General features: G+C 27.3%; 19 protein-coding genes and 1 pseudogene. 15 read left to right on the top strand and 5 right to left on the bottom strand.

Annotated elements, in window-relative coordinates; all coding sequences use genetic code 11:
- The first annotated feature begins 25 nt into the window (after positions 1 to 25).
- From JG776_RS01975 to JG776_RS12400, 15 genes and pseudogenes are all read left to right on the top strand, one after another.
- A complete protein-coding gene (locus tag JG776_RS01975; protein ID WP_291964174.1) occupies positions 26 to 952 on the top strand; it encodes a DUF5692 family protein in 927 nt (308 codons plus the stop codon).
- Between the two features lie 152 nt (positions 953 to 1,104).
- A complete protein-coding gene (locus JG776_RS01980) occupies positions 1,105 to 2,040 on the top strand; it encodes a hypothetical protein (RefSeq protein ID WP_291964175.1) in 936 nt (311 codons plus the stop codon).
- A gap of 149 nt (positions 2,041 to 2,189) precedes the next feature.
- Positions 2,190 to 5,273 carry a PD-(D/E)XK nuclease family protein gene (locus JG776_RS01985; protein ID WP_291964176.1) on the top strand — a complete coding sequence of 1,028 codons (3,084 nt, stop codon included), beginning with the start codon at positions 2,190 to 2,192 and terminating at the stop codon, positions 5,271 to 5,273.
- On the top strand, positions 5,270 to 8,503 hold the full coding sequence (locus tag JG776_RS01990; protein ID WP_291964177.1) for an exodeoxyribonuclease V subunit beta: 3,234 nt from the start codon (positions 5,270 to 5,272) through the stop codon (positions 8,501 to 8,503). The genes JG776_RS01985 and JG776_RS01990 overlap by 4 nt, the downstream gene beginning before the upstream one ends.
- Positions 8,504 to 8,579: 76 nt before the next feature.
- On the top strand, positions 8,580 to 9,266 hold the full coding sequence (locus JG776_RS01995; protein ID WP_291964180.1) for a TIGR00266 family protein: 687 nt from the start codon (positions 8,580 to 8,582) through the stop codon (positions 9,264 to 9,266).
- Positions 9,267 to 9,372: 106 nt separating this feature from the next.
- On the top strand, positions 9,373 to 10,527 hold the full coding sequence (locus JG776_RS02000) for a sugar diacid recognition domain-containing protein (protein WP_291964182.1): 1,155 nt from the start codon (positions 9,373 to 9,375) through the stop codon (positions 10,525 to 10,527).
- A 113-nt stretch (positions 10,528 to 10,640) separates the two neighbouring features.
- Positions 10,641 to 11,774 (top strand): glycerate kinase, encoded by a 1,134-nt coding sequence (locus tag JG776_RS02005; RefSeq protein WP_291964185.1) that lies wholly within the window; start codon positions 10,641 to 10,643, stop codon positions 11,772 to 11,774.
- Positions 11,775 to 11,793: 19 nt separating this feature from the next.
- A complete protein-coding gene (locus JG776_RS02010) occupies positions 11,794 to 13,137 on the top strand; it encodes a GntP family permease (protein WP_291964187.1) in 1,344 nt (447 codons plus the stop codon).
- Positions 13,138 to 13,411: 274 nt separating this feature from the next.
- Positions 13,412 to 13,999, top strand: a complete 588-nt coding sequence (locus JG776_RS02015; RefSeq protein WP_291964189.1) for a hypothetical protein — start codon at positions 13,412 to 13,414, stop codon at positions 13,997 to 13,999.
- A gap of 18 nt (positions 14,000 to 14,017) precedes the next feature.
- Positions 14,018 to 16,102: a DEAD/DEAH box helicase family protein gene (locus JG776_RS02020; protein WP_291964191.1), complete on the top strand. Its 2,085-nt coding sequence runs from the start codon at positions 14,018 to 14,020 to the stop codon at positions 16,100 to 16,102.
- A 179-nt stretch (positions 16,103 to 16,281) separates the two neighbouring features.
- On the top strand, positions 16,282 to 18,294 hold the full coding sequence (locus tag JG776_RS02025; RefSeq protein WP_291964193.1) for an AAA family ATPase: 2,013 nt from the start codon (positions 16,282 to 16,284) through the stop codon (positions 18,292 to 18,294).
- A complete protein-coding gene (locus JG776_RS02030; RefSeq protein WP_291964195.1) occupies positions 18,291 to 18,749 on the top strand; it encodes a hypothetical protein in 459 nt (152 codons plus the stop codon). Before JG776_RS02025 ends, JG776_RS02030 begins: the two co-directional genes overlap by 4 nt.
- A gap of 41 nt (positions 18,750 to 18,790) precedes the next feature.
- Positions 18,791 to 18,922, top strand: a complete 132-nt coding sequence (locus JG776_RS02035; protein ID WP_291964198.1) for a hypothetical protein — start codon at positions 18,791 to 18,793, stop codon at positions 18,920 to 18,922.
- A 107-nt stretch (positions 18,923 to 19,029) separates the two neighbouring features.
- A complete protein-coding gene (locus tag JG776_RS02040; RefSeq protein WP_291964200.1) occupies positions 19,030 to 19,380 on the top strand; it encodes a hypothetical protein in 351 nt (116 codons plus the stop codon).
- A gap of 344 nt (positions 19,381 to 19,724) precedes the next feature.
- Positions 19,725 to 20,054: pseudogene (locus JG776_RS12400) on the top strand (HNH endonuclease family protein).
- A 67-nt stretch (positions 20,055 to 20,121) separates the two neighbouring features.
- Here the strand turns inward: JG776_RS12400 and JG776_RS02045 are convergent.
- Genes JG776_RS02045 through JG776_RS02065 form a run of 5 tightly spaced genes read right to left on the bottom strand, consistent with a single transcriptional unit; the run spans position 20,122 to position 25,537 of the window.
- The gene (locus JG776_RS02045; protein WP_291964201.1) at positions 20,122 to 21,300 is read right to left on the bottom strand and encodes a cysteine desulfurase family protein; all 1,179 of its coding nucleotides are present in this window, start codon (positions 21,298 to 21,300) and stop codon (positions 20,122 to 20,124) included.
- On the bottom strand, positions 21,297 to 21,680 hold the full coding sequence (locus JG776_RS02050; RefSeq protein ID WP_291964203.1) for a DndE family protein: 384 nt from the start codon (positions 21,678 to 21,680) through the stop codon (positions 21,297 to 21,299). The genes JG776_RS02045 and JG776_RS02050 overlap by 4 nt, the downstream gene beginning before the upstream one ends.
- A 3-nt stretch (positions 21,681 to 21,683) precedes the next feature.
- Positions 21,684 to 23,837 (bottom strand): AAA family ATPase, encoded by a 2,154-nt coding sequence (locus tag JG776_RS02055; RefSeq protein ID WP_291964205.1) that lies wholly within the window; start codon positions 23,835 to 23,837, stop codon positions 21,684 to 21,686.
- Positions 23,824 to 25,215, bottom strand: coding sequence for a DNA phosphorothioation system sulfurtransferase DndC (gene dndC / locus JG776_RS02060; RefSeq protein WP_291964207.1), 1,392 nt, complete (start codon positions 25,213 to 25,215; stop codon positions 23,824 to 23,826). Before dndC ends, JG776_RS02055 begins: the two co-directional genes overlap by 14 nt.
- A gap of 10 nt (positions 25,216 to 25,225) precedes the next feature.
- Complete coding sequence (locus tag JG776_RS02065; RefSeq protein WP_291964209.1) at positions 25,226 to 25,537, bottom strand: helix-turn-helix transcriptional regulator; 312 nt, start codon at positions 25,535 to 25,537, stop codon at positions 25,226 to 25,228.
- Positions 25,538 to 25,583 lie beyond the last annotated feature (46 nt).

Genomic DNA, 25,583 nt, shown 5'->3' on the forward strand with positions numbered 1-25,583 from the left:
ATTTAAATAATTAGGGGGGGATTTTATGTTTTTATTTGAACCGCTATCATTTGCACAAATAGTTATGGGGGTTATTGTATTAGTAGGACTTATTTTAGTTAATGAACTTGCACGCAGGAATAAGTATTTTGCAATCTTCTTATTCATTATTCTTCCAATTATATTAACCTTTACAGTATGGCCGAAAACAGCAGGAGAAGGTTCAAGTGTTGGAACTTGGTTCCATTGGGCAAAGGTATATTCTGTACTTGCAGGATGTATAGGATTTATGGCAATTAGGTATAACAAGAAATTGCAAACAAATAAATATGCTTTGATGTTTCCACCATTTATACTTTCACTAAACATTATGGAGGCAGTAATAAGAGATTTTCAATGCTACAGCTATAATGGGCTTGTTGATGGAGTTACAATAATTGGTGGTCCTTGGAATATAATGAATGGTATTGCAGGGATATTAAATATTATAACCTTATCAGGTTGGGTAGGTATAGTAATTAGTAAGGATAAAAGCCAAGATATGATTTGGCCAGACCAATTATGGTTTTGGATAATCGCATACGATCTATGGAACTTTGCATATGTATATAACTGTATTTCAGATCATTCATATTATTCTGGACTCCTGCTTTTGTTATCTTGTACAATCCCAGCCTTTTTTATAAAGAAGGGAGCTTGGTTGCAACACAGAGCACAGACCTTAGCTACTTGGGCAATGGTTGCTATGTGTATTCCTAATTTTTTAGATACTTCAAAGTATGCAGTAAAATCTTCTCATAGCACAACAGCATTATTTGTTGTAAGCCTACTTGCATTACTATCCAATATAGCGGTATTTATTTATCATTATTATAAAATATTCAAATTTAAGAAGAATCCATTTAAAGAAGAGGTACACAGTGACCTTAAATCCTATAAGGTTGTATTAAAAAGTAATAACTTAACAATGTAGATAAAAAGCATCTGAATTTCAGATGCTTTTTTAAATAAGAGCAATAACATTTATAATTTATACTATGTATGATATTGTTATTATGATGGAGGATGAAACAAAATTTTTTTTATGATATAATTAAAATACAAGATAAATATAGAGGTGGCAATATGTCAAATATACATATATCGCACAATAATAACGATATAATTTTAAAATATATGGCAGAGGCATTTAAAGATACGACTTTAGAATTTTTAGGTATTAAACTTCCCAAAATAAAGTCAGTAATACCAACAGATTTACCAATAATTGATGTAAAAGAAGAGGTTATGGATTTTGTGTTTTTGTTAGAAGATGATTCATTGTTGCACTTAGAATTTCAAACAACTTATAAAAAGGATGATTTAATTAGGTTTAACTTATATGACTTAAGGTTATATAAAAAGGAAAGAAAACCAGTTAGAACTATTGTTATTTATTCAGCAGACATTAATGATGATAATATAATTACAGAATTAAGGATAGGTCCTAACAAACTTTATAAAGTAGAAAAAATTCTAATGAAAAGATTTGATGGAGATAGAACTTTAGAACATTTAAAAAGTGTAATTTTGAGTGAAAAAGAATTGACTGAATTAGACAAGTTAAATTTAATATTTTTACCTTTGATGAAATCAAAAAAAGATAAAAATGAATTAGCGATTACGGCTGTTGAACTTGCTAAAGAAATAAATGATAAAGATTTAAAAATGTTTTGTATATCAGCAATAATAGCTATTTCGGATAAGTTTATAGATAAGGAATATATAAATAAATTGAAGGAGGTGTTTGAAATGACTAAAGTTGGTTATTTATTAAAGCAGGAAGGTATTCAACAAGGTATTCAACAAGGAATAAATGAAGGTATAATAAAAGCAAAAAAACAGGATATAGAAAAATTCTTGAATAAAAAATTTAAAGAAGATTTGCACGAGATAATATTTTTGATAAGTAAAATAAATAATATAGAGGCTTTAGATAAAATATTTGATTTAGCTATAGATTGTATAAACTATGAAGATTTTAAAAATGAGATTATAAAAATACAACGTGAAAATATGTAAAAAAACCCACCCATTATAAAAATGAATTTTTAATGGGTGGGTTTTTTTAGCATTTATATTACTTATACCTTATTATAGGTTGATTCATTTTTTGATAGGGTATAAAATATAATTAACTTGAAAAATTTTCAAATTATTGGGGTGATATCTTGTTTGATAAAATTGTAAATGAAATAAAAAACAACAAAAGGGTTATATATCTTGCACCAACAAGAGAGCTTATAGAATTCGTTAGAGGCGAAATTTTAAAAAGGGCAGGTTGCTTATACAATGTAGATGTTATAACCTTTGATGACTTATCAAGAAGGATTTCTAAAAATCATTTAGGCAGTTCTGAATTAATCACCTATGAGGCTTCCCTTGTACTTGTTGAAGAAATATTAAAGGAGCTTGGAGAAGAAAAGATTAAATACTTTTCTAAAGTCTATGATAAAAAGGGATTTGCAGTAAATGCACTTAATGCAATAAGAAGCATAAAAAGGGAATATGTTGATATAGATGAGTTTAAGGAAATTATAAATTCCATAGGAGATGAAGTATTAAAAAGAAAAACAGAGGATTTAATAACAATATACACAGCATATCAAGAAAAATTAGCCTCATTAAATCTTATGGATATGGATGATATAATAAAGATTGCAATAGAAAATGTAGACAAAACTACATACTTTGAAAATGTATCCTTATTTATAATCGATGGATATATAGATATATTCAAAAGTGAAAAAAAACTACTTGAAAATATAAAAAATAACTTTGCAGAAATTAAGTTTATATATCATCTTCCTTTAAATGTTCCCTATGTATATGATTTTGCAAAGAGAGAAGCCTTAGGATTTGCAAAGGAATTAAAATTTGAAATCAACAATGACGACTTTTTAAATACGAAATATAGATATCTAGCAGAAAGGTTATTTACAGATAGAGAGTTAGATGACAATGTTGATGTAAAAATACTTGATGCTCCCTGCATTGAGGATGAGGTAAGGCAGGTAGCTTCAAACATAAAAGAAATATACAAAGAAAAAGGCATTGAGCTTGATAAAATAGCATTAATAGTTCCAGACAGGGAAGAATACGAGGATACACTGCTTGAAATATTTAATGAATATGGAATACATATATCCTTAAGCGATACTGAACTTCTCTCTAAAATACCATTTATAAAAACTATTATGGCACTACTTAGACTTAAAAATGAAAGATATAACAAAAACCTTTTACAGGATATAGCATCAAGTCCATATCTATCTATTCCTGAAAGAAATGATGTTTTAAGAGTTTTAGATAGATATTTTATAGGTAAAGATACATCTGCTTTCCTTGAAAAACTACCAGAGGAATTTAAGATTAAAAATGAAGATGAAGAGGTACAGAGAGAATACACAGAAAAAATATCAAAATTGAGAGAAAGTTATATTAAATTTGAAAATATGATTGATGACAAACTATCAAAATTCAAGAGGAGTACAAGTTTTGAAGAATATAAAAGGTCAATAGTTGATATTTTAGATGAATTTGGTATAAAAAAGAGAATAGTGTGCCTGTATAACAAAGGCAAAGGTAAAATATCGCAGGATATAATGCTAAGAGACCTAAAGGCGCTGTTTGGCTTTATTGAAATGCTAAACAATCTTGGTGAGGTATATAAACACCAAACTTCAAAAATAGACTATACAGAGTTTTTAAATATATTAGATGAAAATATAACTACTACCACAGTTACTTTAAGCCCTAAAAAGAGCTATGGTGTTAAGGTTTTAACTCCAGATTTAATAAGAGGAACAAGCTATGACTATGTATTTATAATGGGACTAAACGAAGGAAAGTTCCCTAAAGTTTCAAAGGCAACAGGCATATACACAACAAGAGAAAAGGAAATTATCTATAGGCAGGGAGTAAACTTTGGAAGCAGCATATTTGAGATGGAGAAGGAAAAGATAAGGTTTATATTATCAATAGCATCATCCAAGGAAGGACTATTTTTATCCTATAGAACATCTGGTGAGGACGGTTCATACATTTCAAAATCACAATTTTTAGATGAGGTTATATATAAACTTGGACTTCACAAAAATTTTGAGGAAAGAAAAGTTAGAACTATGAGGGACAGGTTTAGCCTAAATAGAATCTACAGCAGAGAAGAGCTGGTTAAAAGATACTGCATAACAAAGGACAGTAGAATAAAATATGATGAATTAGACTATTTGGATTTAGCAATTCAGGTAGAGGAAAAGAGAAATGACATTGAGTTTACAGAGTATGATGGACTTGTTGATATAAATAAAATAAAGGACAGCAATAGAAGGGATGTATTTAGTGCCTCTAAGATTATGTCCTATAACAAGTGTCCATTTAGGTATTTTATAGAGGATGTACTTAACATAAGAAAATGGGAAGATGATGTTTATTCAAATTTAAACTTTGGAAATATATATCACTATGTGCTTGAAAACTATTATAAGGATTATATAGGAAAAGAACTTGAATATAAGGAGAACAAAATAGAAGAACTTATAAAGGAAGCCTTTGAAAATTTTGGTTTGGTTTTAGATGATAATTTTACAGACATTACAAAGCAACAGCTACTTGAAAATATAAAGAATTTTATTAAGATTGATGTGGAATATAAAAATGGAATTAAATTTAGACCATACCTTATAGAAAAGGAGTTTGAATTAGATAACTTAATTGAAGGAATAAAGATAAAGGGAAGAATAGATAGGGTTGATATGGAGTATGATGGAGACAAACCAACAGGAAGATATATAATACAGGACTATAAGATATCTAATGCAAAGGCTTTAGGGGATATGCTAAAGGGAGAGGCTATACAGGTGGTGCTTTACTACTATGTAGTAAACAGAATTTTAGAAGAGGAATTAGAGAAAACTCCAGAATGTCTTGCGTTGGTTTACTATGATATTAATGCTACGGTAGAAAACAATAGTAAAAAAATTAGTGGAATTATAGTTGCAAAGGATAAGGAAGAATTAAAAATACTTAAAACGCATCATCAAACAAGAACTATTGCAAAAGAAAACTTTAATGTCGTTATACCCCATATAACCGACAATTTCATTAAAGACAGCATAGAAAAAATCAAAAAGGCAGTATTTACCCTTCCTAAGATATGTGAAGTACAAAGTGCCTTTAATTATAGCTGTGACTATGAAGATGTGTGTAGATATAACAAACTTAGGCTTTTAAATAAATGTGAGGTGAAAATATGAACATAGAAGAAATAAAGAATGTGTATGGGGTTAATGATGAACAGGCAAGAGCCCTTGATATAAATAAAAACATTGCACTACACGCTGGGGCAGGTTCTGGTAAAACAAGGGTTTTGACAAGAAGGTTTCTGAGGCTTCTTATTGAGGGTGGTGCTGATGTAGATGACATTGTAGCTATAACCTTTACAAAAAAGGCAGCCCTTGAGATGAAGGAGAGGGTTATAGATTTAGTAAATAAGTTTATAGAGCAGGAAAAGGACAGAAAAAAAAGAGACGCTTTAAGAAAAATAAAAGAAGAACTGCCTCTTGCAAATATATCAACCTTCCACAGCTTCTGCGATACGCTTGTAAAGGAAAATTATTATATTGTTGGTATTGAGCCTATGTATAAAATTGTTGAAGAGGTTGATACATTAACTTTACTTAACAGAATAGCCGATGAAGTACTTGATGAGTTTGTAAATAACTCTGAATATAGAGATAAATTTGAAACGGTTGCAGAAGTTTTAGGGGTTGAGTATTTAAGTAAAAAGAAAATAATAGAGGATGTAAAGCATTTATATAAAGAAATAAAGACAAAGGGAGACAGCATAGAGGAGGCAAAAAGATTTACAGAGAATAATATAAAAAGGTTTAACGAACTAACTCCTAAGGAGGAGAAAAAAAGGGGAAGGAAATCTAATAATACAGATGAAGGAGATTTAGAAAAACTCCAAATAATAATCAACCTTGTTATGGACTTGGTGGATTCTGTAGATAAAAAGTATTCAGAAGAAAAGAAAAAGCTGGGAGTATTAGATTTTAATGACCTTGAAAAATATACCCTTCAGATACTTGAAGTGGAGGAAGTTAGAAATAGGATAAAGGAAAGATATAAATACTATCTTGTGGATGAGTTTCAGGATACAAACGATGTTCAACTAAAGATATTAAGCTACCTAACAGAAGAAGAAAATAAAATTAAAGATGGTAAACTATTTGTTGTTGGAGATATAAAGCAGTCTATTTATCTTTTTAGAGGTGCAAATTATAAAGTATTTGAGGATGTCACAGATAAAATTAAAAATTCAGGTGGAGAAAAGCTAAACCTTTCAACAAACTACAGAAGCCACGACAAAATTGTTGATATTATAAATAATATGTTTGAAAATTTAATGGATGCCTATGAACCTTCAAAGGTTTCAAATGGTGTAAAGGGTGAGGCAGGTTTTGATTTTTGTATATTAGAAACGGAAGAGAAAACGAATTTTGATACAAAACAGCTAAAGGAAAGAAGGGTAGAATTAGATGAGCTTAAGGTTTTTTTAGAAAAAGAGGACAAAGATGAAAAGAGGAGAAATGAAGCAGAATACGTTGCAGATAAAATATTAGAATTAAAAGAAAAGGGAATAGAATATAAAGACATTGCAATTTTATTTAGAGGGAGAAGTGGAGTATTGGAATTTGAAAACTCCCTAAAGAAGAGGCAGATACCCTATACAATTCTTGGAGGAATAGGATATTTTGAAAGACAGGAGATTAGGGATTTAATAAACATAGTAAGGTTTATATATAGATATGAGGATAAGCTCTCTCTTCTTGGTATATTAAGAAGCCCCTTTGTGGGACTTTCAGATAATGAGGTATTAGATGTATATAATATAATAAATGAAAATAAATATATAAGCTCAGCACAAAATTATAATGACAAGGTAAAAAGGCTCTTTGAACTTAAGGAAGAGGCTCCTTTATACAGCGTATCAAGTTTCTTAAAGAAGTTAGATAAGGAACTAAAAATAAAGGATATACTTCTTCTTCAGGAGGATGGAGTACAAAAGTATAGGAACTTTGAAAAGTTTTTAGAGATTGCAGAGGAGTTTGATAGAAAGGGAATTTATTCATCAATTGAGTTTGTTGATTATTTAGAAAACCTAATAGAAATATCCCAAAAAGAGGGGCAGGCCTTTTTAGATACAGAAAACAGCAATGCAGTAAAGATAATGACAATACACGCATCAAAGGGACTTGAATTTGAGGCGGTATTTATTCCTTCCCTTGATTATGAAATTGCAAAAAGTAATAAAAAGAAATTTGTTTATGATAAATTTGGCAATGAAAATGCAAGATATGGTATAGTAATAAACCACGATGCAATAAAAAAGGATGGTTTATACAAATACGTAGAAGAAAAACGAAAAGAGGAAGAAAAGAAGGAGGAAATAAGAATATTTTATGTTGGTGTAACAAGGGCAATAAGGTATTTATCCTTAAGTGCAGTTAGAAAAAAAAGAGAAAGTACATTAATTAATTATTTAGTAGATTGCGGAATAAATTTTGAGAGGTATGTTGAAGAAACAAGTACATTTAAGGACTATAAAAAGGAAAAAGAAGAAAATAATTATGAAGAAGATATTTTTGATATTGATAGAGCATTAGAAAATATCAACATAAACATTAACTATATACCAAAATCAATATTCAGTATATCAAGGTATATGCTCTATAAGGACTGCCCAAGAAAATACTTTTTTAGATATATTGCAAAAATAGACGAAGGCCTATTAGATATTGACTTTTTAAATAAAAAAGAAGATGAAGAGGAACAAAATGAAGCAGAAATAGTAAAAAACATAAACGCAGCAGAGATTGGAAGCTTTGTTCACAGCATCCTTGAGGATGTATCAAAGGGTTATAAAGTAGATATTGAAGATAGGATAAATAGAGAGTTATACGAAATTTCAAATGAACAAAAAGAAAAAATAAAAACAATGGTACAAAACTATGAAAAAATAGAAAAGAGCATAAAAATAAATGGAGAAAAGTTATTCTCCCATCAAGAGTTTAACTTTAGAGTACCTCTACCAAATACAGATATTATCTTAATGGGAATAATTGACAGATTAGACATATATCAAATTGGTGATACTAAAAAGGCAGTTGTTATCGACTACAAAACAAACAAGGTTAATAGCGAAGAGGATAAAGAGAGACTAAAAAATCACTATCTTCCTCAATTTATTGCCTATAGATTTGCAGTAGAGAAAATATATGATATAGAAATTGAAAAGATGTATCTATATCTTCTTGATACAGGTGAATATATAGAAATGGATATAAAGAATGAGGAGATACAAAAGGGTATAAAGGATATTGTAGAAGTATTTAACTTTATGGAAACAAACAAGGAATTAAATCATTACGATAGATGTGAAAACTGCTACCTATGTAATTATAAATTTATCTGCGAATAAAATTAACCATATTTTTACCATATTAAAAGATAATTTTAGTAGAATAAAATTAATAAATATTAATGAGGTGGAAATTATGAGATATAGGGTTATTGGCGAAGGCTTACCAGTTGTGATTTTAAATTTAGATAGGGGAGAAACAATAATAACAGAATCTGGTGGTATGTCCTGGATGAGTGATGGAATTGATATGTCAACAAATATGGAGGGTGGACTTTTTAAGGGCCTTGCCCGTGCCTTTGGTGGTGAATCAGTTTTTTTGACAAGATATACAAGCAGAAGAGACAATACAGAAATAGCTTTTTCGTCATCATTTCCCGGGAAAATTGTTCCTTTAAACCTTGCATCAGGGCAGTCAATAATTTGTCAAAAGCACGCATTTTTGTGCGGTGAAAGCTCTATAAATCTTGATGTTATATTCAATAAAAGGCTTGGAGCAGGTTTCTTTGGAGGAGAAGGCTTTATTCTACAAAAAATAACAGGACCGGGTATGTGCTTCCTTGAAATAGATGGAGAGGCAGTTGAATACAACCTTGCCCCAGGTGAAATCCTAAAGGTTGATACAGGCCACGTTGCAGCCTTTGAACCATCCGTTAGCTATGATATTGTAACAGTAAAGGGCTTTAAAAATGTATTCTTTGGAGGAGAAGGACTATTCCTAACAGAATTAAGAGGCCCAGGCAAGGTTATATTACAATCACTACCAATTCAAAACCTTGCAAGAGAGATAATACCTTATATACCTGTTAAGCATAATGATTAATTTCTAAAAAATTTACACAATTTCAAAGGGGATTATATTATAATAGTAGGATAAGGCAAATATTACCGCCTTATTTTACTATTTATTTTTTAGAGGGGGAACAATAATGCTTTCTAAGGAAGATTACCAAAAGATAGTAAATAGATTAATGTATATATTGGGTAAAAATATAAATATAATGGATATAAATGGAATAATAATTGCATCGGGTGATGAAGGAAGAATTGGAACCCTTCACGAAGGTGCGAGGGAGGCTGCAACTTTTAAAAAGGAAGTAATAATATGCGATGATAATAAACATTTATATAAAGGAAGCAAAAAAGGAATAAATATCCCCATATTTAATAATGATGAGGTTATCGGTGTTGTTGGAATTACAGGAGAACCTAATGAGGTATTAGGCTTTGGTAAGATTATAAAAGAGCTTGTGGAGCTTATGGTTCAAGAATATGAAAACAACAAATTTCAAACCTTTCAATCAAGAGCCATCGAAAACTTCACAAAGGAACTTTTTAAAAAGCAGGCCTTTGAGAAGGAGGAGCTTTCTGTTTTAAAGCATAGAGCAGAAATTGTAGGTTTTAATTTAAAAACAAAAAGATACATTATTGTACTTGATATAATAACCTTTAATAGTTATATTAACGCAAATTCCCTTAATGAATTTGATGTACAACAAATTAAGCAGAGCATTATAGACGACATTAAATTAAAACTTTCTAAAAAAGATATAATTTACAACATTTCAGAGGATAGGTTTGTTATAATAACTCAAAATGAAAACCCCTTAGATTTAAGTAGAGGTATTCAAAAGGAAATATATAATAAATACAAACTTAAGTTTAATATCGGAATAGGGAAGGAATGTCAAGATGTAGAGGATTATTATATATCCTTTACTATAGCCAATAAGCTTATTAAAATAGGAAGAATATTAAATGAGGAAATATTATACTATAAGGACTCTTTACTTTATCTAATGTTAGATGACGTTCCTGAATATATAAAAAAGCTGTACATAAATGAACTTAAGACGAACTGTTTTGATTTAAATAAAAATGTAGAACTTCTGACTACTTTAAAGGTTTACTTTGAAACAGGTATGAATATAAAGGAAACGGCAGCAAGGCTTTATGTACATACAAATACAATAAAATATAGACTTGATAAAATAGAAAAAATGTGCAATGTAAATATAAAGGACCCCTTTGAATGTATGAAAATATATTTTTATATTGCTTTAAAACAAATATCCAGCTCATAGGGATATTTGTTTTTTTGGTACAAAAAATAAATTCTAAATCCTTAAAAAATTATATAATTTTTACATTTTATAGTCTTATAAAGAGTAATAGAATTAATATAGGTGGTGGTTATATGAGGGTATTAATTGCTCCAGACAAATTTAAGGGAAGTCTTTCAGCAATGGAAGTATGTAAAAATATAGAGATAGGAATAAAAAAGGTTTTTAATGATATAGATATAGAAAATGTCCCAATGGCAGATGGAGGAGAGGGGACTGTTGAATCATTAGTAGATGCCACAGGGGGAAATATAATAAAAACTATTGTAAGAGATCCTATTTATAGGCAAATACTCAGCTTTTATGGGATATTAGGTGATGGCAAGACAGCAGTTATAGAAATGGCCGCAGCATCGGGACTTTATCTTTTGAAGGAATATGAAAGAAATCCTCTTTTTACAACAACCTATGGAACAGGCCAACTGATTTTAGATGCCTTAGATAAGGGATGTAGAAAATTTATAATTGGCATTGGAGGAAGTGCTACAAACGATGCAGGTGCTGGTATGGCAATGGCACTTGGAGTAAAATTTTTCGACTCTCTTGGGAATGAAGTAGGATTTGGCGGAGGAGAGCTTGGGAAGGTATGTTATATAGATACAACTAAAATAGATAAAAGGATATATGAAAGTGAATTTATTGTTGCTTGTGATGTAAAAAATCCTCTGATTGGTGAAAATGGTGCCAGCAGAGTATATGGGCCTCAAAAGGGAGCATCTGAGGAAGTAGTTGAAATACTTGAAAAAAATTTGAGCCATTTTGGAATGCTACTTGAAAATACATTTAATAAAGAGATAATAAACTACCCTGGTGCAGGGGCAGCGGGTGGGCTTGGTGCAGGACTTCTTGCCTTTTTAAATGCAAAATTAAAGAGCGGTGTAGATATAGTTATGGATGTTTTAAATCTTGAAGAAAAGGTAAAGGGAGCAGATATTGTTGTATCTGGAGAAGGCAAGGTAGATGCCCAAACAGCCTATGGCAAAACGATATATGGTGTAGCAAAGCTCTGCAAAAAGTATAACAAACCTTTAATTGTTATTGCAGGAGCGGTTGAGGATGTTGATGCACTTTATGATATGGGGGTTACAAGTGTATTTTCCATTTTAGACAAGCCGATGGCATTAGATTATGCTGTGAAGGAGGCAGCAGTATTAATTCAAAATATTTCAGAGAGGGTATTTAGGTGTATAAAAGCCTTTAAGGCTTAAAATATAAGGAGGGGGATTTATGTCAGGTCCATATTTAGTATTTGTTCTTTTACTTGCCATTGTTTTTATAGTAGTTACAACATCAAAATTTAAACTTAATCCATTTTTAGCTCTTATATTTGCTTCTTATTTACTTGCCTTTGCTGCAAAACTACCCTACGATAAAATCACAACAATAATTACACAGGGGTTTGGAAATACCTTAACAAATATAGGTATAGTGATTATAGCTGGTGTAATAATTGGAACAATACTTGAAAAATCAGGTGCGGCAATTAAAATGGCAGAGACGGTTATAAAACTTGTTGGTGAAAAGAGGCCAACTTTAGCAATGAGTATAATAGGTTATATTGTTTCGATTCCTGTATTTTGTGATAGTGGTTTTGTAATTTTAACACCACTAAACAAGGCACTTGCTAAAAAGACAAAGACCTCAATGGTTGCTATGTCAATTGCACTTTCAACAGGTTTGTATGCAACACACGTTTTGGTTCCACCAACACCAGGGCCAATCGCAGCAGCTTCAAATTTAGAGCTAAATAATATTCTTCTTGTGATTGTTTTTGGTCTTATTCTTTCTATTCCTGCACTAATTGTAGGTAATGTTTATGCAAATAAGGTTGCATCAAAATATAGTTCAAATATTACAGATGATGTTAGCTATGAAGAGGTTATGAAAAACTATGGCAAGCTCCCAAGTGCTTGGAAATCCTTTGCACCAATAGTTGTTCCAATAATTTTAATGGCATTAGGTTCAATAGCAAAATTTCCAGGAAATCCATTTGGAAAAGGATTAATATTTAAACTATTTGTTTTCCTTGGAACTCCAGTTAATGCACTATTAATTGGTATGTTCTTTGCCTTCTTATTAATACCAAATGTAGATAAGGAAACAAAGAACAAATGGATACAGGAGGCTATGAAGGATTCAGCAATGATTTTAATAATAACAGCTACAGGTGGCTCACTTGGAAATGTTATAAAGGAGATAAAGGTAGGCGAATATTTAGGACAAACATTAGCAGGCCTAAACATAGGTATAATCCTACCATTTATAATTGCTGCGGCAATAAAGACAGCACAGGGTTCATCAACAGTTTCACTATTAACAACATCAGCACTTATGCTTCCACTACTTCCAACACTCGGATTTACTTCTGAAGTTGCAAGAGTTCTTGTGGTTATGGCAATAGGAGCAGGTGCGATGACTGTAAGCCACGCAAACGACAGCTACTTCTGGGTAGTATCTCAATTTGGTGGAATGGATGTAAAAACAGCCTACAAGACACAAACAGTTGCAACTCTACTTATGGGTATAGTAACAATAATATCAATTTATATTGCATCATTAATATTGTTGTAATGGATAGGCAGCCGCAAGGCTGCTTATAGTTTTTGTATATGTGAATAATACATCATAAATTAACATTTTATATATATATTAGGCTATTCTAAGTTAATTAACTTGAAATTGTTAAAATTTATTAAATCACAATAAAATATAATTTTTATATATTTTATCTATTTAAATAAATATAAAAATTTTGTAAAATACAAGTAAAAGTATTTTTATATTTTTAAAATGTATATTTATAATTTCATCTGTAAAAATATTTGATTTAAAGGATGATATAAATATGAAAAGAGAGTTTTATAGATATTTTTTGAATTATATTATTGAAAATAAAGATTTATACAATGATAAAGAGATTAATGTATATAAGATTATACAAAAAGTAAATTATTTCTCAACTCAATATAAAAGCAGTTTAGAAGGTTTAATATTTAATTCTTTTGATGAAGAATATGATTATATTAATAATTTGATTAATGAAATTAATTATAATATTAAAGAATATAATAACTCTAAAAATCCAAATAGTTATATTGATGAAGAATTACAATTTTATATTGATAGTTATAATAAAGGATTAATTATAAGTAATGACTTAATCAAAAATGTATACTGGGAATCTATGTATAAAAATTTTAATGAAATAATGAAAGAAAAAGGTTATATATATATGGTGGAATTATTTACTTTTGACTTTAATATTTTATATAAATATAAAGGGTTTAATTATAAAATCATTGAGCATATTAAAGAAACATTTAAAGTGTGGTGTAGCTGTAATTTTAAAAATAATAATAGTAAAAATAATCAAATTAGTTATGAAAAACAAGAAAATGCTATACATGATGTAATTAATGAATTTTTTATTTAATAAATAAGGGGGATTAAAATGTCATTCATAAATGAAAATTTTAAAATTTATTATAGTACAGATAATGATGATATAGTAAAAGATTTTTATTATAAAGCATTATCAAAAGCAGTTTTATACAGAAGAGCAACTGGTTTCTTTTCAAGTTCTTCTTTAATACTAATTTCAAAAGGAATAGAAGCTTTATTATCTAATGAAGGGAAAATGGAATTATTAGTATCACCAAATTTATCTCAAGAAGATATTGAAGCAATAAAAAATGGATATGAAAATAGAAAGAATATTATATATTCAAATTTATTAAGAAATTTTGATTTTGAAAATATTCAATTTAAGGATCAATATAATTTTTTAGCTTGGTTAATATATGAAAATAGATTAGATATTAAAATTGTTGTTAGAAAGGATTTCTTAAATTATGGGATTTTTCATGATAAATTTGGATTAATTTATGATAAATTTAATAATAAAATTGGTTTTCATGGTTCAATGAATGAAAGTGAAACTGCTATGTTAGATAACTATGAATCTATTAATGCGTTTTTTTCTTGGGAAGATAGAGATTTAGAAAGAATTAATCATCTTGAAGTTAAATTTAACAATATATGGAATAACAAAAATAATAATTGGGAAACATTTGAGTTCCCTGAAGCATTAAAGGAAAGGATTTTAAAATTCAGGACTAATACCAAGCCAATAATTTATATTGAAAATAATTATTCGGATGAAGTAATAAAGGAAGTAAAAATACCTGATTATATAGTTTTGAGAGATTATCAAAAAGAAGCTATAAAAAATTGGATTAAGAATGAAGGTAAGGGCATATTTGAAATGGCAACTGGTACTGGAAAAACTATAACAGCTATAAGTGCAATGGTCAAGCTAATAGAACAATACAATAAAAATAAAATTCCCTGTGGAATATTAATAATTGTTCCATATAAAGTATTACTTGAACAATGGGATGAAGTTTTAAATAAGTTTAATATTACAGCAATTAAATGCTATGAATCAAAAAGTAAATGGTATAATGAATTACAATATAAAATAGAAATGTTTAATTCAAATTATATGAATAATTTATTTATTATAACAACTAATTCTACATTTAGAGAAGAAGTATTTCAAAATTTATTTAAACGCATAAATAAAGATTTTATATTATGTATAGATGAAATGCACCATTGTGCAACTGATGCAATGTTAAGCTTATTACCAAACTTTAAATTTAAATTAGGATTATCTGCTACATTAAATAGTTTTTATAATGAAAATAACATAAAAAGGTTAATTGATTATTTTGAAAATGGAATTATATTTCAATTTCCTTTACAAAAGGCAATAAAAGATGGATATTTAACACCTTATTATTATTATCCTATTTTTGTAGATTTAACTGATGACGAAAAAGAAGAATACTTTCAATTAACTAAAAAAATTGGTAAAATTGTAAACTTAAATAAAGAAGAACAAGATTGTCAACAGTTAGAGGCTTTATTAATAAAAAGAGCTAAAATATTAACGTCAGCAGAAAACAAATTAAAAAAATTAGAAGATATGAAAGATATAATTAAAGATACTTATTTTAATATTTTTTATTGTGGTGATAAAATTAATAATGATGAAAAATTTATAGAAAAAGTAAATAGAATATTAAGATTTAAAATTGGTATTAAAACACATACATTTACAGCTGAAGAGAATTTAAAAGAAAGAAATAGAATTTTAAATGACTTTGCATCAGGAGATTTACAAGCCTTAACGGCTATTAGGTGTTTAGATGAGGGGGTAGATATACCGCAACTAAGAAGAGCATTTATTTTATCAAGTAGTTCAAATCCAAAGGAATTTATCCAAAGAAGAGGACGTGTTTTAAGAAAGTTTGAAGGTAAGGAGTATGCTGAAATCTATGACTTTTTTGTTGTACCAACTTTAGATAAAGAACAAATAAAAAAAATGGATATTGAGTTAATAAGGATAGAACAAAAAATTATAGAAAAAGAATTTAAAAGATTTGAGGAGTTTGCTGAATTGGCAATTAATAATTTAGAGGCTTACAATAAAATTTTACAAGTTTGGAATATGTATAGTTTAATAATCTAACATAGGGAGGGACAATTATGAATGAAAAAGAAGCAATAGCAAATATATTAAAAAAATATGATACTGAAGTAATTAATGTGTATAAAAAAATAACTGTTTTGGTAAAAGAAGAAAAAATAAGGTAAAGAGAAATGAAGTTAGAGAAAAAATTAAGGAGTTAATTGAGGGAGTGGTAAAAGATGAAAATTAAAAAGGTTGTGTTAAATAACTTTTTTAGGTATTACGGTAGACAAGAAATATTATTTTCTGTTGATGACGATAAAAATGTAACAATTTTAAGAGGAGAAAATGGAACAGGTAAAACTACATTATTAAATGCTTTTTATTGGGGATTTTATGGTGATGTTATATTTCCATTAACTATAGATAATATGTTAAATTATAGAAAATCAAAAGAACTTAAAGAAGGAGAATTAGCTGAAGCTTTAGTTGAAATAGAGTTTGAGGATAAAAATGTTCTATATACTATAATAAGAAAACAAAATTTTATTAAAAAGAATGGACAATTAATAAAAACTGGTCAACCATATTTAAACATAACATATACAAATGATAAAGGTAACGAAACTAAGATTGAATATGCTGAAAGATTTTTCGAAGATATTATACCAAAACAATTAAGAGGATTTTTCTTTTTTGATGGAGAAAGAATAAATAGATTAGCCCAAATTGATGGGAAAGAGGAAATAAAGAAAGCAATATTAGATATTTTAGGCTTAACAGTTTTAGATTTAATTAATAACGATTTAGAAAAACTAAATCAAGAGTTATCACGAGAAAAAAATAAGTATTTAAACAAAGATGAAGAAGAAATTAACAATTTATATTTAAGTAAATTAGATGAAAAAGAAAAGTTGAATAAAGATTTAGAAGATTTAAAGCAAAATGAAAATCAAATAAAAGAGAATTTGAAACAAATTGATGTATTTTTACAGCAACATAACTCAGATGTAATTAAAAATAAACAAAATGAGAGGAAAACATTAGAAACTGAAGTAAAAAAACATGAAGAATCGTTAGAGTCTAATAAGAAAAATTTGATAAATTTAATATCTAAAGAATTTAAATTATATATTATATCAAATTATGTTAATAAAATAGAATCTTTATTAGAAGAAAAAAGAAAAAAAGGAGAATTACCATCGGATATCAAAAAACAATTTGTTAAGGATTTATTGGAACGAAAAAGATGTATTTGTGGTAGACCTCTCATTGAAGGTAGTGAAGAATATGATATTGTTTATAATTTGATGAAAGTAGCAGGACAAACTGAATTAGATAGTGCATATATCAAGTTAACTGCTTTTATAAATGAAATAAAAGAAAAAAAAGCTAATAATGAATTTTATAATAAATTTTATAAATTAATTGAAGAAGAAATGAACTTAAAAGAATTAATAGAGCAAAAGAAAAATAAAATTAAAAATATTAGTGAAGAGTTAAAAAAATCACCTGAAGAGCAAATAAAAACATATGAAAATTTGAGAGAAAAATATTTAAGTGTATTATCAGAAATTAATAGAAAAATTGGACAAATACAACTCATGCTTGAAGACACAGAAAAAGAAATAAAGAAATTAGATAATAAACTAAAAGAAATAAAATTAGAAAGTAAACAAGCACGAAAAATAGAAAGACAAAGAGAAGTAGTACAGAAGATAGGACAATTAAATAAGGAAATTCAAGAATTATTTATTTTAACTACAAGACAAAATTTAGATAAAAAAATAAAAGAAGTGTTTGCACAAATGACACGTAAGGATTATAGGAAACCTATTCTTACAGAAAATTTTGAATTAAAAATTGTTAGTGAATTAAAGAATAATAATGAATCAGAAGTTCTTTCTACAGGTGAAGGACAGGTGGCTAGTTTAGCATTTATTGGGGCGTTAATATCTTATTCAAAGGAAAAAATGAATAGTAGTATAATTTCAGATTTTGCAGGTGGTGATTTTCCTATTGTTATGGATTCACCTTTTGGATACTTAGACTATGTTCATACAGCAAATGTTGCAGCAAATATTGGCAAACTTGCATCACAAGTAATAATCATAGTATCTGATAAACAATGGAGCAAAGAGGTAGAAGAAAATATTATAGATCAAGTAGGAAAAATGTATAAAATGATTGATGAAGTTTCAAAAGATCAATCAGAAGGCGAATATACGATAATAAGGGAGATGAAAATATGAAAAATTCTTTAAACAAATCCGAAGAATTTGAAAAATATTTCCAATTATTAGCAAATAGACCGGATAGTATTTTTTCAACAATGAAAGATTTATATATAATTTCAGCAATAATTGGATTTATGAAAGGTTATAAAAAGCCATTTGCGAAAACTGCGGGAGAACCTATAAAATTGCAATATTTTGATCAGAATGATAAAAATATTATGGATATCATAGCATTAAGTGAAAATATGGATTTAAGTATATTAACAAAAGAAAGAGAAGAAGAAAAATATATTCTAATAGAAGAATATGCAAATGGAGGTATGGAAATAATTGTGAATAATTATTTTAATAATCCATTACCAAATATTGAAGATTTAAAAAAGATAATTATTACTTTTAGAGATGAAGAAGATTTTACAATTAAAAAAGATTTATCAACATTGTTAGATGATGCATTAAATGATTTATGATTGTTATCATATAAAATTAGCATTTTTGCTAAGGGGGATTTATGGAAGGTTGGAAATTAAAAGAAGGGAAATTAAAAAAGGAAGTAGTAACAGAAGAAAATTTATGGGCAATTTTTAATAATGTTTTTTCAACTAAATCAGTTAAAAGAACTACTTATAAATTATTTTTTTAAAAATCAATTATTGAATGTTATATAGATAGCGAAGAAAATCATATAACATATGATGTAATTTTTTAAAGTTCACTGAATATTATTGGGATATTTTTAAAAATTTTGGTTTGATTAATTGTGATAAAGGGGTAAGAGATGGGAAAACTAAGGTTGAAAAAATATTCGAAGAATATATTTATGAAGATAAAAATTTAGCAGAATTAAATTTTCACCAAATACCAGACAAATTAAAGAATGAAATTATTAGTAAAGTTAAGAATGAATGTAAAAAATATGTTATTGGAGCTCTTTATGGTGATACCAATGGTTATTTATATGAATTTTTTAATGCAAGTGAATATATTAATCTTAGTGATGAAGCGGCAAAATTTATTAAAAAAAATAATTCAATAATATTAGGACTAATAAAGAGTGAATTGATTAAATTCTATAACAATGTGTTAGATAATATTTTATAAATATAGTTATATATAAATTATAAATGTCAAAAAATTAAGTACTTTAAAAATCATAGTAAGGAAATAAAGCCTTACTATGATTTTTTATTATGTTCGACAAGTATATTTTTATGTATTTTATGAGACTAAATAAAAAGAAGCTCTAAATATAAAAATCTTAAGACTCTTTTTTAAAAAGATTATTAAATGTTTAAATTAATATATCTTATCTACCGAACAAAAATTTGTTGAACGTTGTAGTTTTCTTATTACGAATTTGATTAATAATACAAATTAGGCTCATATAATATTACTTAATAATTAGTAATATTTCCTGAGATGTAAGTGGTAAAAATAAAAAAATTATATCAAATACTAAATCTGTATGGAATCTAAAAGCAATAGAAATTGAACATATATATCCTCAGACTCCACAAGATCAAGATATAGATAACAATTTGGAACAAGTAAAAAATAATTTACCAAATTTAAGTTTTTGGTGACCAAATGACAATAAAAATGCAAGTAATAATATATTTAGTGTAAAAAAGAATCAATATAATAACTCAAATATAAAACTTAATAGACAATTATGTAATTATTCAAATTGGACTATAAAGGAATATGAAGAAAGAAAAGAACTTTTATTATCTTGGGCAGATAAGTTATTTAGAGTGCACGAAGATAATAAATAATTTAGAGTATTAAAGATTAATATGGTCTTGCTTAATTTTAAAAGAGCAAGACCATATTTTATGGAGTTTAAATTTTTTCTATAAATGTATTTATTTCATCCAAATTATTATATTTATTCAAACTTATTCTAACAAAATTACTTGCATACTCTCCTAATCCTATTGCTTCAAGTACATAAGATGGTTCACCAAAACTGCAGGCAGAACCAGATGAAATAGCTACTTCATTGCATATGTTTCTAATTAACATTTCATTAATTTTATTTGGAATTATAACAGGTACAACACCAGGTATGTGTTCATCAGGGTGACCTACAAATTTAATATCTTTAATTTTTTCTTTTAATGCTTTTCTAAGTTCAATTTCCAATTCTTTTATTTTATTAATATAATTATTCATATCTCTAAGTGCTATTTCAGCAGCCTTTCCAAATCCAACTATATTATGAACTGATAAAGTACCTGCTCTATATCCATATTCTTGTTCTCCACCATGTATTAGTGATGTTATATCAGGAAGAGAATACTTACCTTTTCTTATATAGCATGCACCAATACCTTTTGGTCCATATATTTTATGTGCAGAAAATGAAAGAAAATCTACTGGAACTTCTTTAACGTTAATATCTATTTTCCCAAGTACTTGTGTAGCATCTGAATGGAATAAAACTCCTTTTTCTTTACATAAACAGGATAGAGATTTTATATCATTTAAACTACCTATTTCATTATTTCCCCACATAATAGAAACTAATATTGTAGAGTTATTAATAGAGTTCTTAAGATTGTCAACTGTAACTTGTCCATATTCATTTACGTCTAAAAAAGTTACAGAATAGCCCCTATCTATTTTTGAAGATTCTTGATTAAACCTTTTTTTCTTTTGTTTATTCATATAAATTTCTCCATTGAGAAATTTACAAGCTTGAAGTACCGATTTATGTTCAACTTTTGACGTAATTATATGATTACCTTTATTTTCTATAAACTTTTTATAATCAGCTATTCCTTTTATTATAAAGTTATTACTTTCAGATGCACAGCTTGTAAATATTATTTCGTCAGGTGAAGCATTAATTAATTTAGCTAATTTTTCTCTTGCTTCTTCTACCGCCTTTTTTGAATTTTCGGCTTTAGTATAATATTTACTTGATGGATTTCCATATTCTTCTTTTAAATATGGGAGCATTGCATCTAAAACTTCAGGATCAACTGGTGTTGTTGCATTATTATCAAAATATATCATATAGCATTACCACCTTTTATGCATAAGTTTATAAATCTTTCAAGGTTAGTAGCATAATTGTATTTTGCAATCAGCATTTCAGCCCCTCTATCTATATGTCTTTTTAAATGATCAGGGCAATATTCATCATCGGTTAGATGTCTTCCAGCGTGTTGTTCTAAAAGGCATTTATATATGGCGTTGTATTTACCTGTTATTGTTTGAATATTTAGCTCTAACCCCTTAGATTGATCTAAAGGATAGTTTTCAATGTTTTCTTTATTTGTTAAAGAAAGTGCAATTGCAATTTTAGCAAGAGCGAATGGTTTTAAATTTGACCTTGCCCCTAATTCTAAAAAAATGTCTTCTGTTTTTTTAGATGTTACTAATCTAAATCCCATATTTTACACCTCGAAAAAATACTTATCTTTATGAATAATTGTTCTGTGTTCTTTTGTATTAAATTCTAACAAATACTTTTGTGATATATAGTTTTCTATTTTTTTATAAGAATCTTTATCAATTTCTTTATTTGTAGATAGAATGATTACTTGATTGCTTATATTAGGTAGATATTCTGTAGTAATATTATTTCTATGAGTTTCATCTATTCTTGCATATGGTGTATCTATTATAAACGGTATTTTGATATTTGATGTTTTAATAAGTGCCCAATATAAACATAAAATATAAATTTGTCTTTCACCATTTGATAGCGTAGTTACATCTATTCGTGTTCTTAAAATTAAAAATGAGTTTTGATTAATTTCATTGAGTCTTGAAATTAACTCATCATAATTTGATACATTAAGGTTAAAATATAAGTCTTGTATAAATTTATTTCCATATTTTTTAGATAGTTCATCAAAACCTATGTTGTTTATTATATTTTTTATTTCAAAAAGATTATACATTTTTGAAGTGTATAAGTTTATTGTAAAGTCTTGCAATATTTCAATATCTGTAATAAAACCTTTTTTTCTGAGTAATTTTTCAAAAATGTACATAAAGTTCTGTTCCATTTGTTTAATTTTATTAATTATAACTTCATTAGTTAAATCATTTAGCATATTTAATATTCTAATTGAAATATCTTTAATATTGTTTTCTTTTAATATATCTAAGTATTGCGAATATAATTTATCTTTAAGTATTATTTGTTTTTCAATTTCAGTTTCAATATTTGATAATTTATCTTCTAAATTATTTAATTGGGATAAAACTTCAGCCTTTTGATTATTTAGTTCTGTAATATTATTAATAAAATTTGATAGTAAATTGTCATCTTGATTATTTAAAATTTGCTTGTAGTTGGATATTTTATCTGATATTTCGTTTAATTCGTTATATAATGAATTAATATAATTAGCATCAAGGTTTAAAACATTATTAATTGTTTCAAGAACATTGCTTTTATCATCTAATGATAACAAGTGTAACATATTGAAGTCTTTGCTAAAATTAAAAATATTGCCAAGTAAGTTTTCAGCAAAAGTTATAGCAATTTCATCAACGTTTTCCAGATTTATATTAGATAGTTTAAATGTATTTATTAATGTTTGGGTGTTTAATTTTTCTTTTAGCTTTAAATAAGCATTGTATTCATCTTCGAAGTATATTTGTTGTTTTAATTGGATAATATTATCTTTTAATATTAAAAATGGTAAAGTGTCATTGCAAAAATCCTTTATTAGTTGATTTATTTCATCACGTCTTTTTTCTAAATAAGTTATTTCTGATAATATTTTTTCACGTTCATCTGATAGTAAACCACCAGATGTTCTAAATTCCTTTTGTATTAGATCTAATTTTATATCTATTTGTTCTATTTGTTGTTTTTTATATTCTATTTCATCTTTTAAATCATCTCTATCTTTTATTAGTTTATCTAAATTACTTGATACTTTATCAAATTCATTGTATTTCTCTTTAGCAATGTCAATATTTGAACTAATTTCTTTTGTATTTAGAATTAAATGTTTTTTTAGGAGTTCAAAATTATTTAAATTACAAAGGGTTAACAATGCTTGTCTTATATGAATATTATAGTTTTTAGATGTAAAGAAATCAGATATATTTTCACCATCAAAGAAAATAAAATTAAAAATTTCTGGTGGTATTCTTGTCATTAAGTAATTGAAGAAGTATTCCGTTTCCTCTTCATTAAGTAATACATTATTTTTTATAATGTTTAAATGTTCACTAAGTTTATTTTTATAGATTATCCATTTTCTATTAATTATACAATTTGATTTTTCCGTACCTTCCTCAATAGTTATGTGAAGTTCTATATATGCCTCTATTGTGTTTTCTTTATATGCATTATTATTTATATTTGATTTTATTTTACTAATATAAGAAGAATGAAAGCCTTGATAATTATAAGCTAAAGGACCATATAAACAAATTTTAATGGATTCAAATAGAGTAGATTTTCCAGCACCGTTTTCTCCACCAATTAAAATAATATTTTTAGGTTTGTTTACGTATAAATCAAACTCGTTTATACCTTCATAGGATCTAAAATTTTTTAAGATTACTTTTTTAATAACTATCATATTCTATCTCCTCGTCCAAATCTTGATGTAACCACTTTTGGTTTAATATTTTTCTAATGACAGTTTTATATTGATTTTTATTTGAATAATGTTTAAATTTTTCTGTTTGAATTAATAATGTTTTAATAAGCTTTTCTGGAATATCATAATTATTTGCGTATTTATATATATAATCTATAACATCATCACCATATAATGGACTTTTAAAATCATGCCAAGGTAATTTAGTTTCCATTACTTCTTTATACAAATTTATTAAAATTGATCTTGTTAAATCTTCTTCTTCATCCCATATTTTATCTATTTCTTTTAATTCATCAATTGTTATTAATTCATAACCTACTTCTTTCTGAGTTTCTAATAACTTTCTCAATATTTCTTGGCGAGCTTTAAATGTAAAGGGACCAAATCCAGTTTCGCCTGTTTTGGTTTTGTATACTGTACCATCACGTCTATGCTTTTCTCTATATTCAGGATTATCTCTTATATTTAAAATCCATTCCCTGAATTCTGCAAGTGGTATTAACCATTCTTCTCCGTTTTTAATAAAACCATTTAAAGATTTATCCTCTTGAACAACTGTACAAATCCAACAACCAAAACGTGTTTGACCACAGGATGGAATTTCTATATTTTTGTCACTTTGTCTTGTTGTTAAAACAAACGGACATTCTCCTCCATCAGAATCAGAATAGAGTTTAAATAATTCAGAGTTATCAGTTCCCCAAGGTGTCTTTTTATAATAATTCAACAAAATATTCCAAACATCATCAGTAGTTAAATCTTCAATAGGATTATATACATATGCACCATTTATAGTTTCGTGAGGTGTTAGTAAATATCCATCAATTTTACGTGCTTCTATTCTTTGTCTACGTGCTTCACTTTCAGCTTTACGAACACCAAGTAAAATTACAACTTCACCACTTTTTTCAATTGTTTCTAAAATAAAATCATTAGATGGTTGTATTTTAAGTCTTTCTGTACACCATCTAAATTTTTTAGATTTTGGTGTAGGGAAACCTCTACCTATAACATTAACCCAAAATGTATTGTTAATTCTTGGTTGAACAAGATGAGCTGATAAATTAATATCATTGCTTTTAGCGGATGAATTTATTAGATTAATATTCTTTTTAAGGTATTCTAAAATAATTGGATTTTCAACAAGTGTATCAGATGAAACAACATAAACATTTTTATGACGTTGTTCTTTTGGTAGACTTAGTAACATATTAAAAACAAGTAGTAGGACAGTTGTTGAATCTTTTCCACCACTATATCCTAAAATCCAAGGTCTATTATCATTAAGATAAACTCTTTTCAATTCATCAAGAATAACATCTATTGAATTGTTATCTAAAAAATTATTTGACAATATAATCGCCTCACTTATCTTTTAATATTATTTTTACATTTTTTATATTGATGTTATAGTCTGAAGGAATTTCAAGTATGAGTTCTCTTGTTTGTTTATTGTTTCCAAATATAAGATAATCTGTAGTTACATTAAATTCGATAGCCAACTTTTTTATAATATCCATATTGGGATTTTGGGTTTTACCGTTTTCTATTAAACTTAGTGCTTGTGCTGATATACCAATTCTACTTGCAAGTGCCTGAAGGCTCCAATATTGTTTATTTTCAGACTGCCTTTTTGTTCTTAAATCTTTAACTCTTTGGCCAAAACTCTCACACATATATACACCCCACCACATTAATTATAGTTGTCTAATTAAATTATTT

It is taken from the genome of Caloramator sp. (assembly GCF_020054765.1).
Taxonomy (GTDB): domain Bacteria; phylum Bacillota; class Clostridia; order Clostridiales; family Caloramatoraceae; genus Thermobrachium; species Thermobrachium proteoclasticum.

Excerpts from the sequence above, each read along its gene's own strand:
- JG776_RS02020 (WP_291964191.1), top strand. The coding sequence starts at position 14,018 with ATGTCATTCATAAATGAAAATTTTAAAATTTATTATAGTACAGATAAT.
- JG776_RS01995 (WP_291964180.1), top strand. The coding sequence starts at position 8,580 with ATGAGATATAGGGTTATTGGCGAAGGCTTACCAGTTGTGATTTTAAAT.
- JG776_RS02045 (WP_291964201.1), bottom strand. The coding sequence starts at position 21,300 with ATGATATATTTTGATAATAATGCAACAACACCAGTTGATCCTGAAGTT.
- JG776_RS01990 (WP_291964177.1), top strand. The coding sequence starts at position 5,270 with ATGAACATAGAAGAAATAAAGAATGTGTATGGGGTTAATGATGAACAG.
- JG776_RS01980 (WP_291964175.1), top strand. The coding sequence starts at position 1,105 with ATGTCAAATATACATATATCGCACAATAATAACGATATAATTTTAAAA.
- JG776_RS02000 (WP_291964182.1), top strand. The coding sequence starts at position 9,373 with ATGCTTTCTAAGGAAGATTACCAAAAGATAGTAAATAGATTAATGTAT.
- JG776_RS02050 (WP_291964203.1), bottom strand. The coding sequence starts at position 21,680 with ATGGGATTTAGATTAGTAACATCTAAAAAAACAGAAGACATTTTTTTA.
- JG776_RS02065 (WP_291964209.1), bottom strand. The coding sequence starts at position 25,537 with ATGTGTGAGAGTTTTGGCCAAAGAGTTAAAGATTTAAGAACAAAAAGG.
- JG776_RS02015 (WP_291964189.1), top strand. The coding sequence starts at position 13,412 with ATGAAAAGAGAGTTTTATAGATATTTTTTGAATTATATTATTGAAAAT.
- JG776_RS02035 (WP_291964198.1), top strand. The coding sequence starts at position 18,791 with ATGGAAGGTTGGAAATTAAAAGAAGGGAAATTAAAAAAGGAAGTAGTA.
- JG776_RS02025 (WP_291964193.1), top strand. The coding sequence starts at position 16,282 with ATGAAAATTAAAAAGGTTGTGTTAAATAACTTTTTTAGGTATTACGGT.
- JG776_RS01975 (WP_291964174.1), top strand. The coding sequence starts at position 26 with ATGTTTTTATTTGAACCGCTATCATTTGCACAAATAGTTATGGGGGTT.
- JG776_RS02010 (WP_291964187.1), top strand. The coding sequence starts at position 11,794 with ATGTCAGGTCCATATTTAGTATTTGTTCTTTTACTTGCCATTGTTTTT.
- JG776_RS02055 (WP_291964205.1), bottom strand. The coding sequence starts at position 23,837 with ATGATAGTTATTAAAAAAGTAATCTTAAAAAATTTTAGATCCTATGAA.
- JG776_RS02005 (WP_291964185.1), top strand. The coding sequence starts at position 10,641 with ATGAGGGTATTAATTGCTCCAGACAAATTTAAGGGAAGTCTTTCAGCA.
- JG776_RS02030 (WP_291964195.1), top strand. The coding sequence starts at position 18,291 with ATGAAAAATTCTTTAAACAAATCCGAAGAATTTGAAAAATATTTCCAA.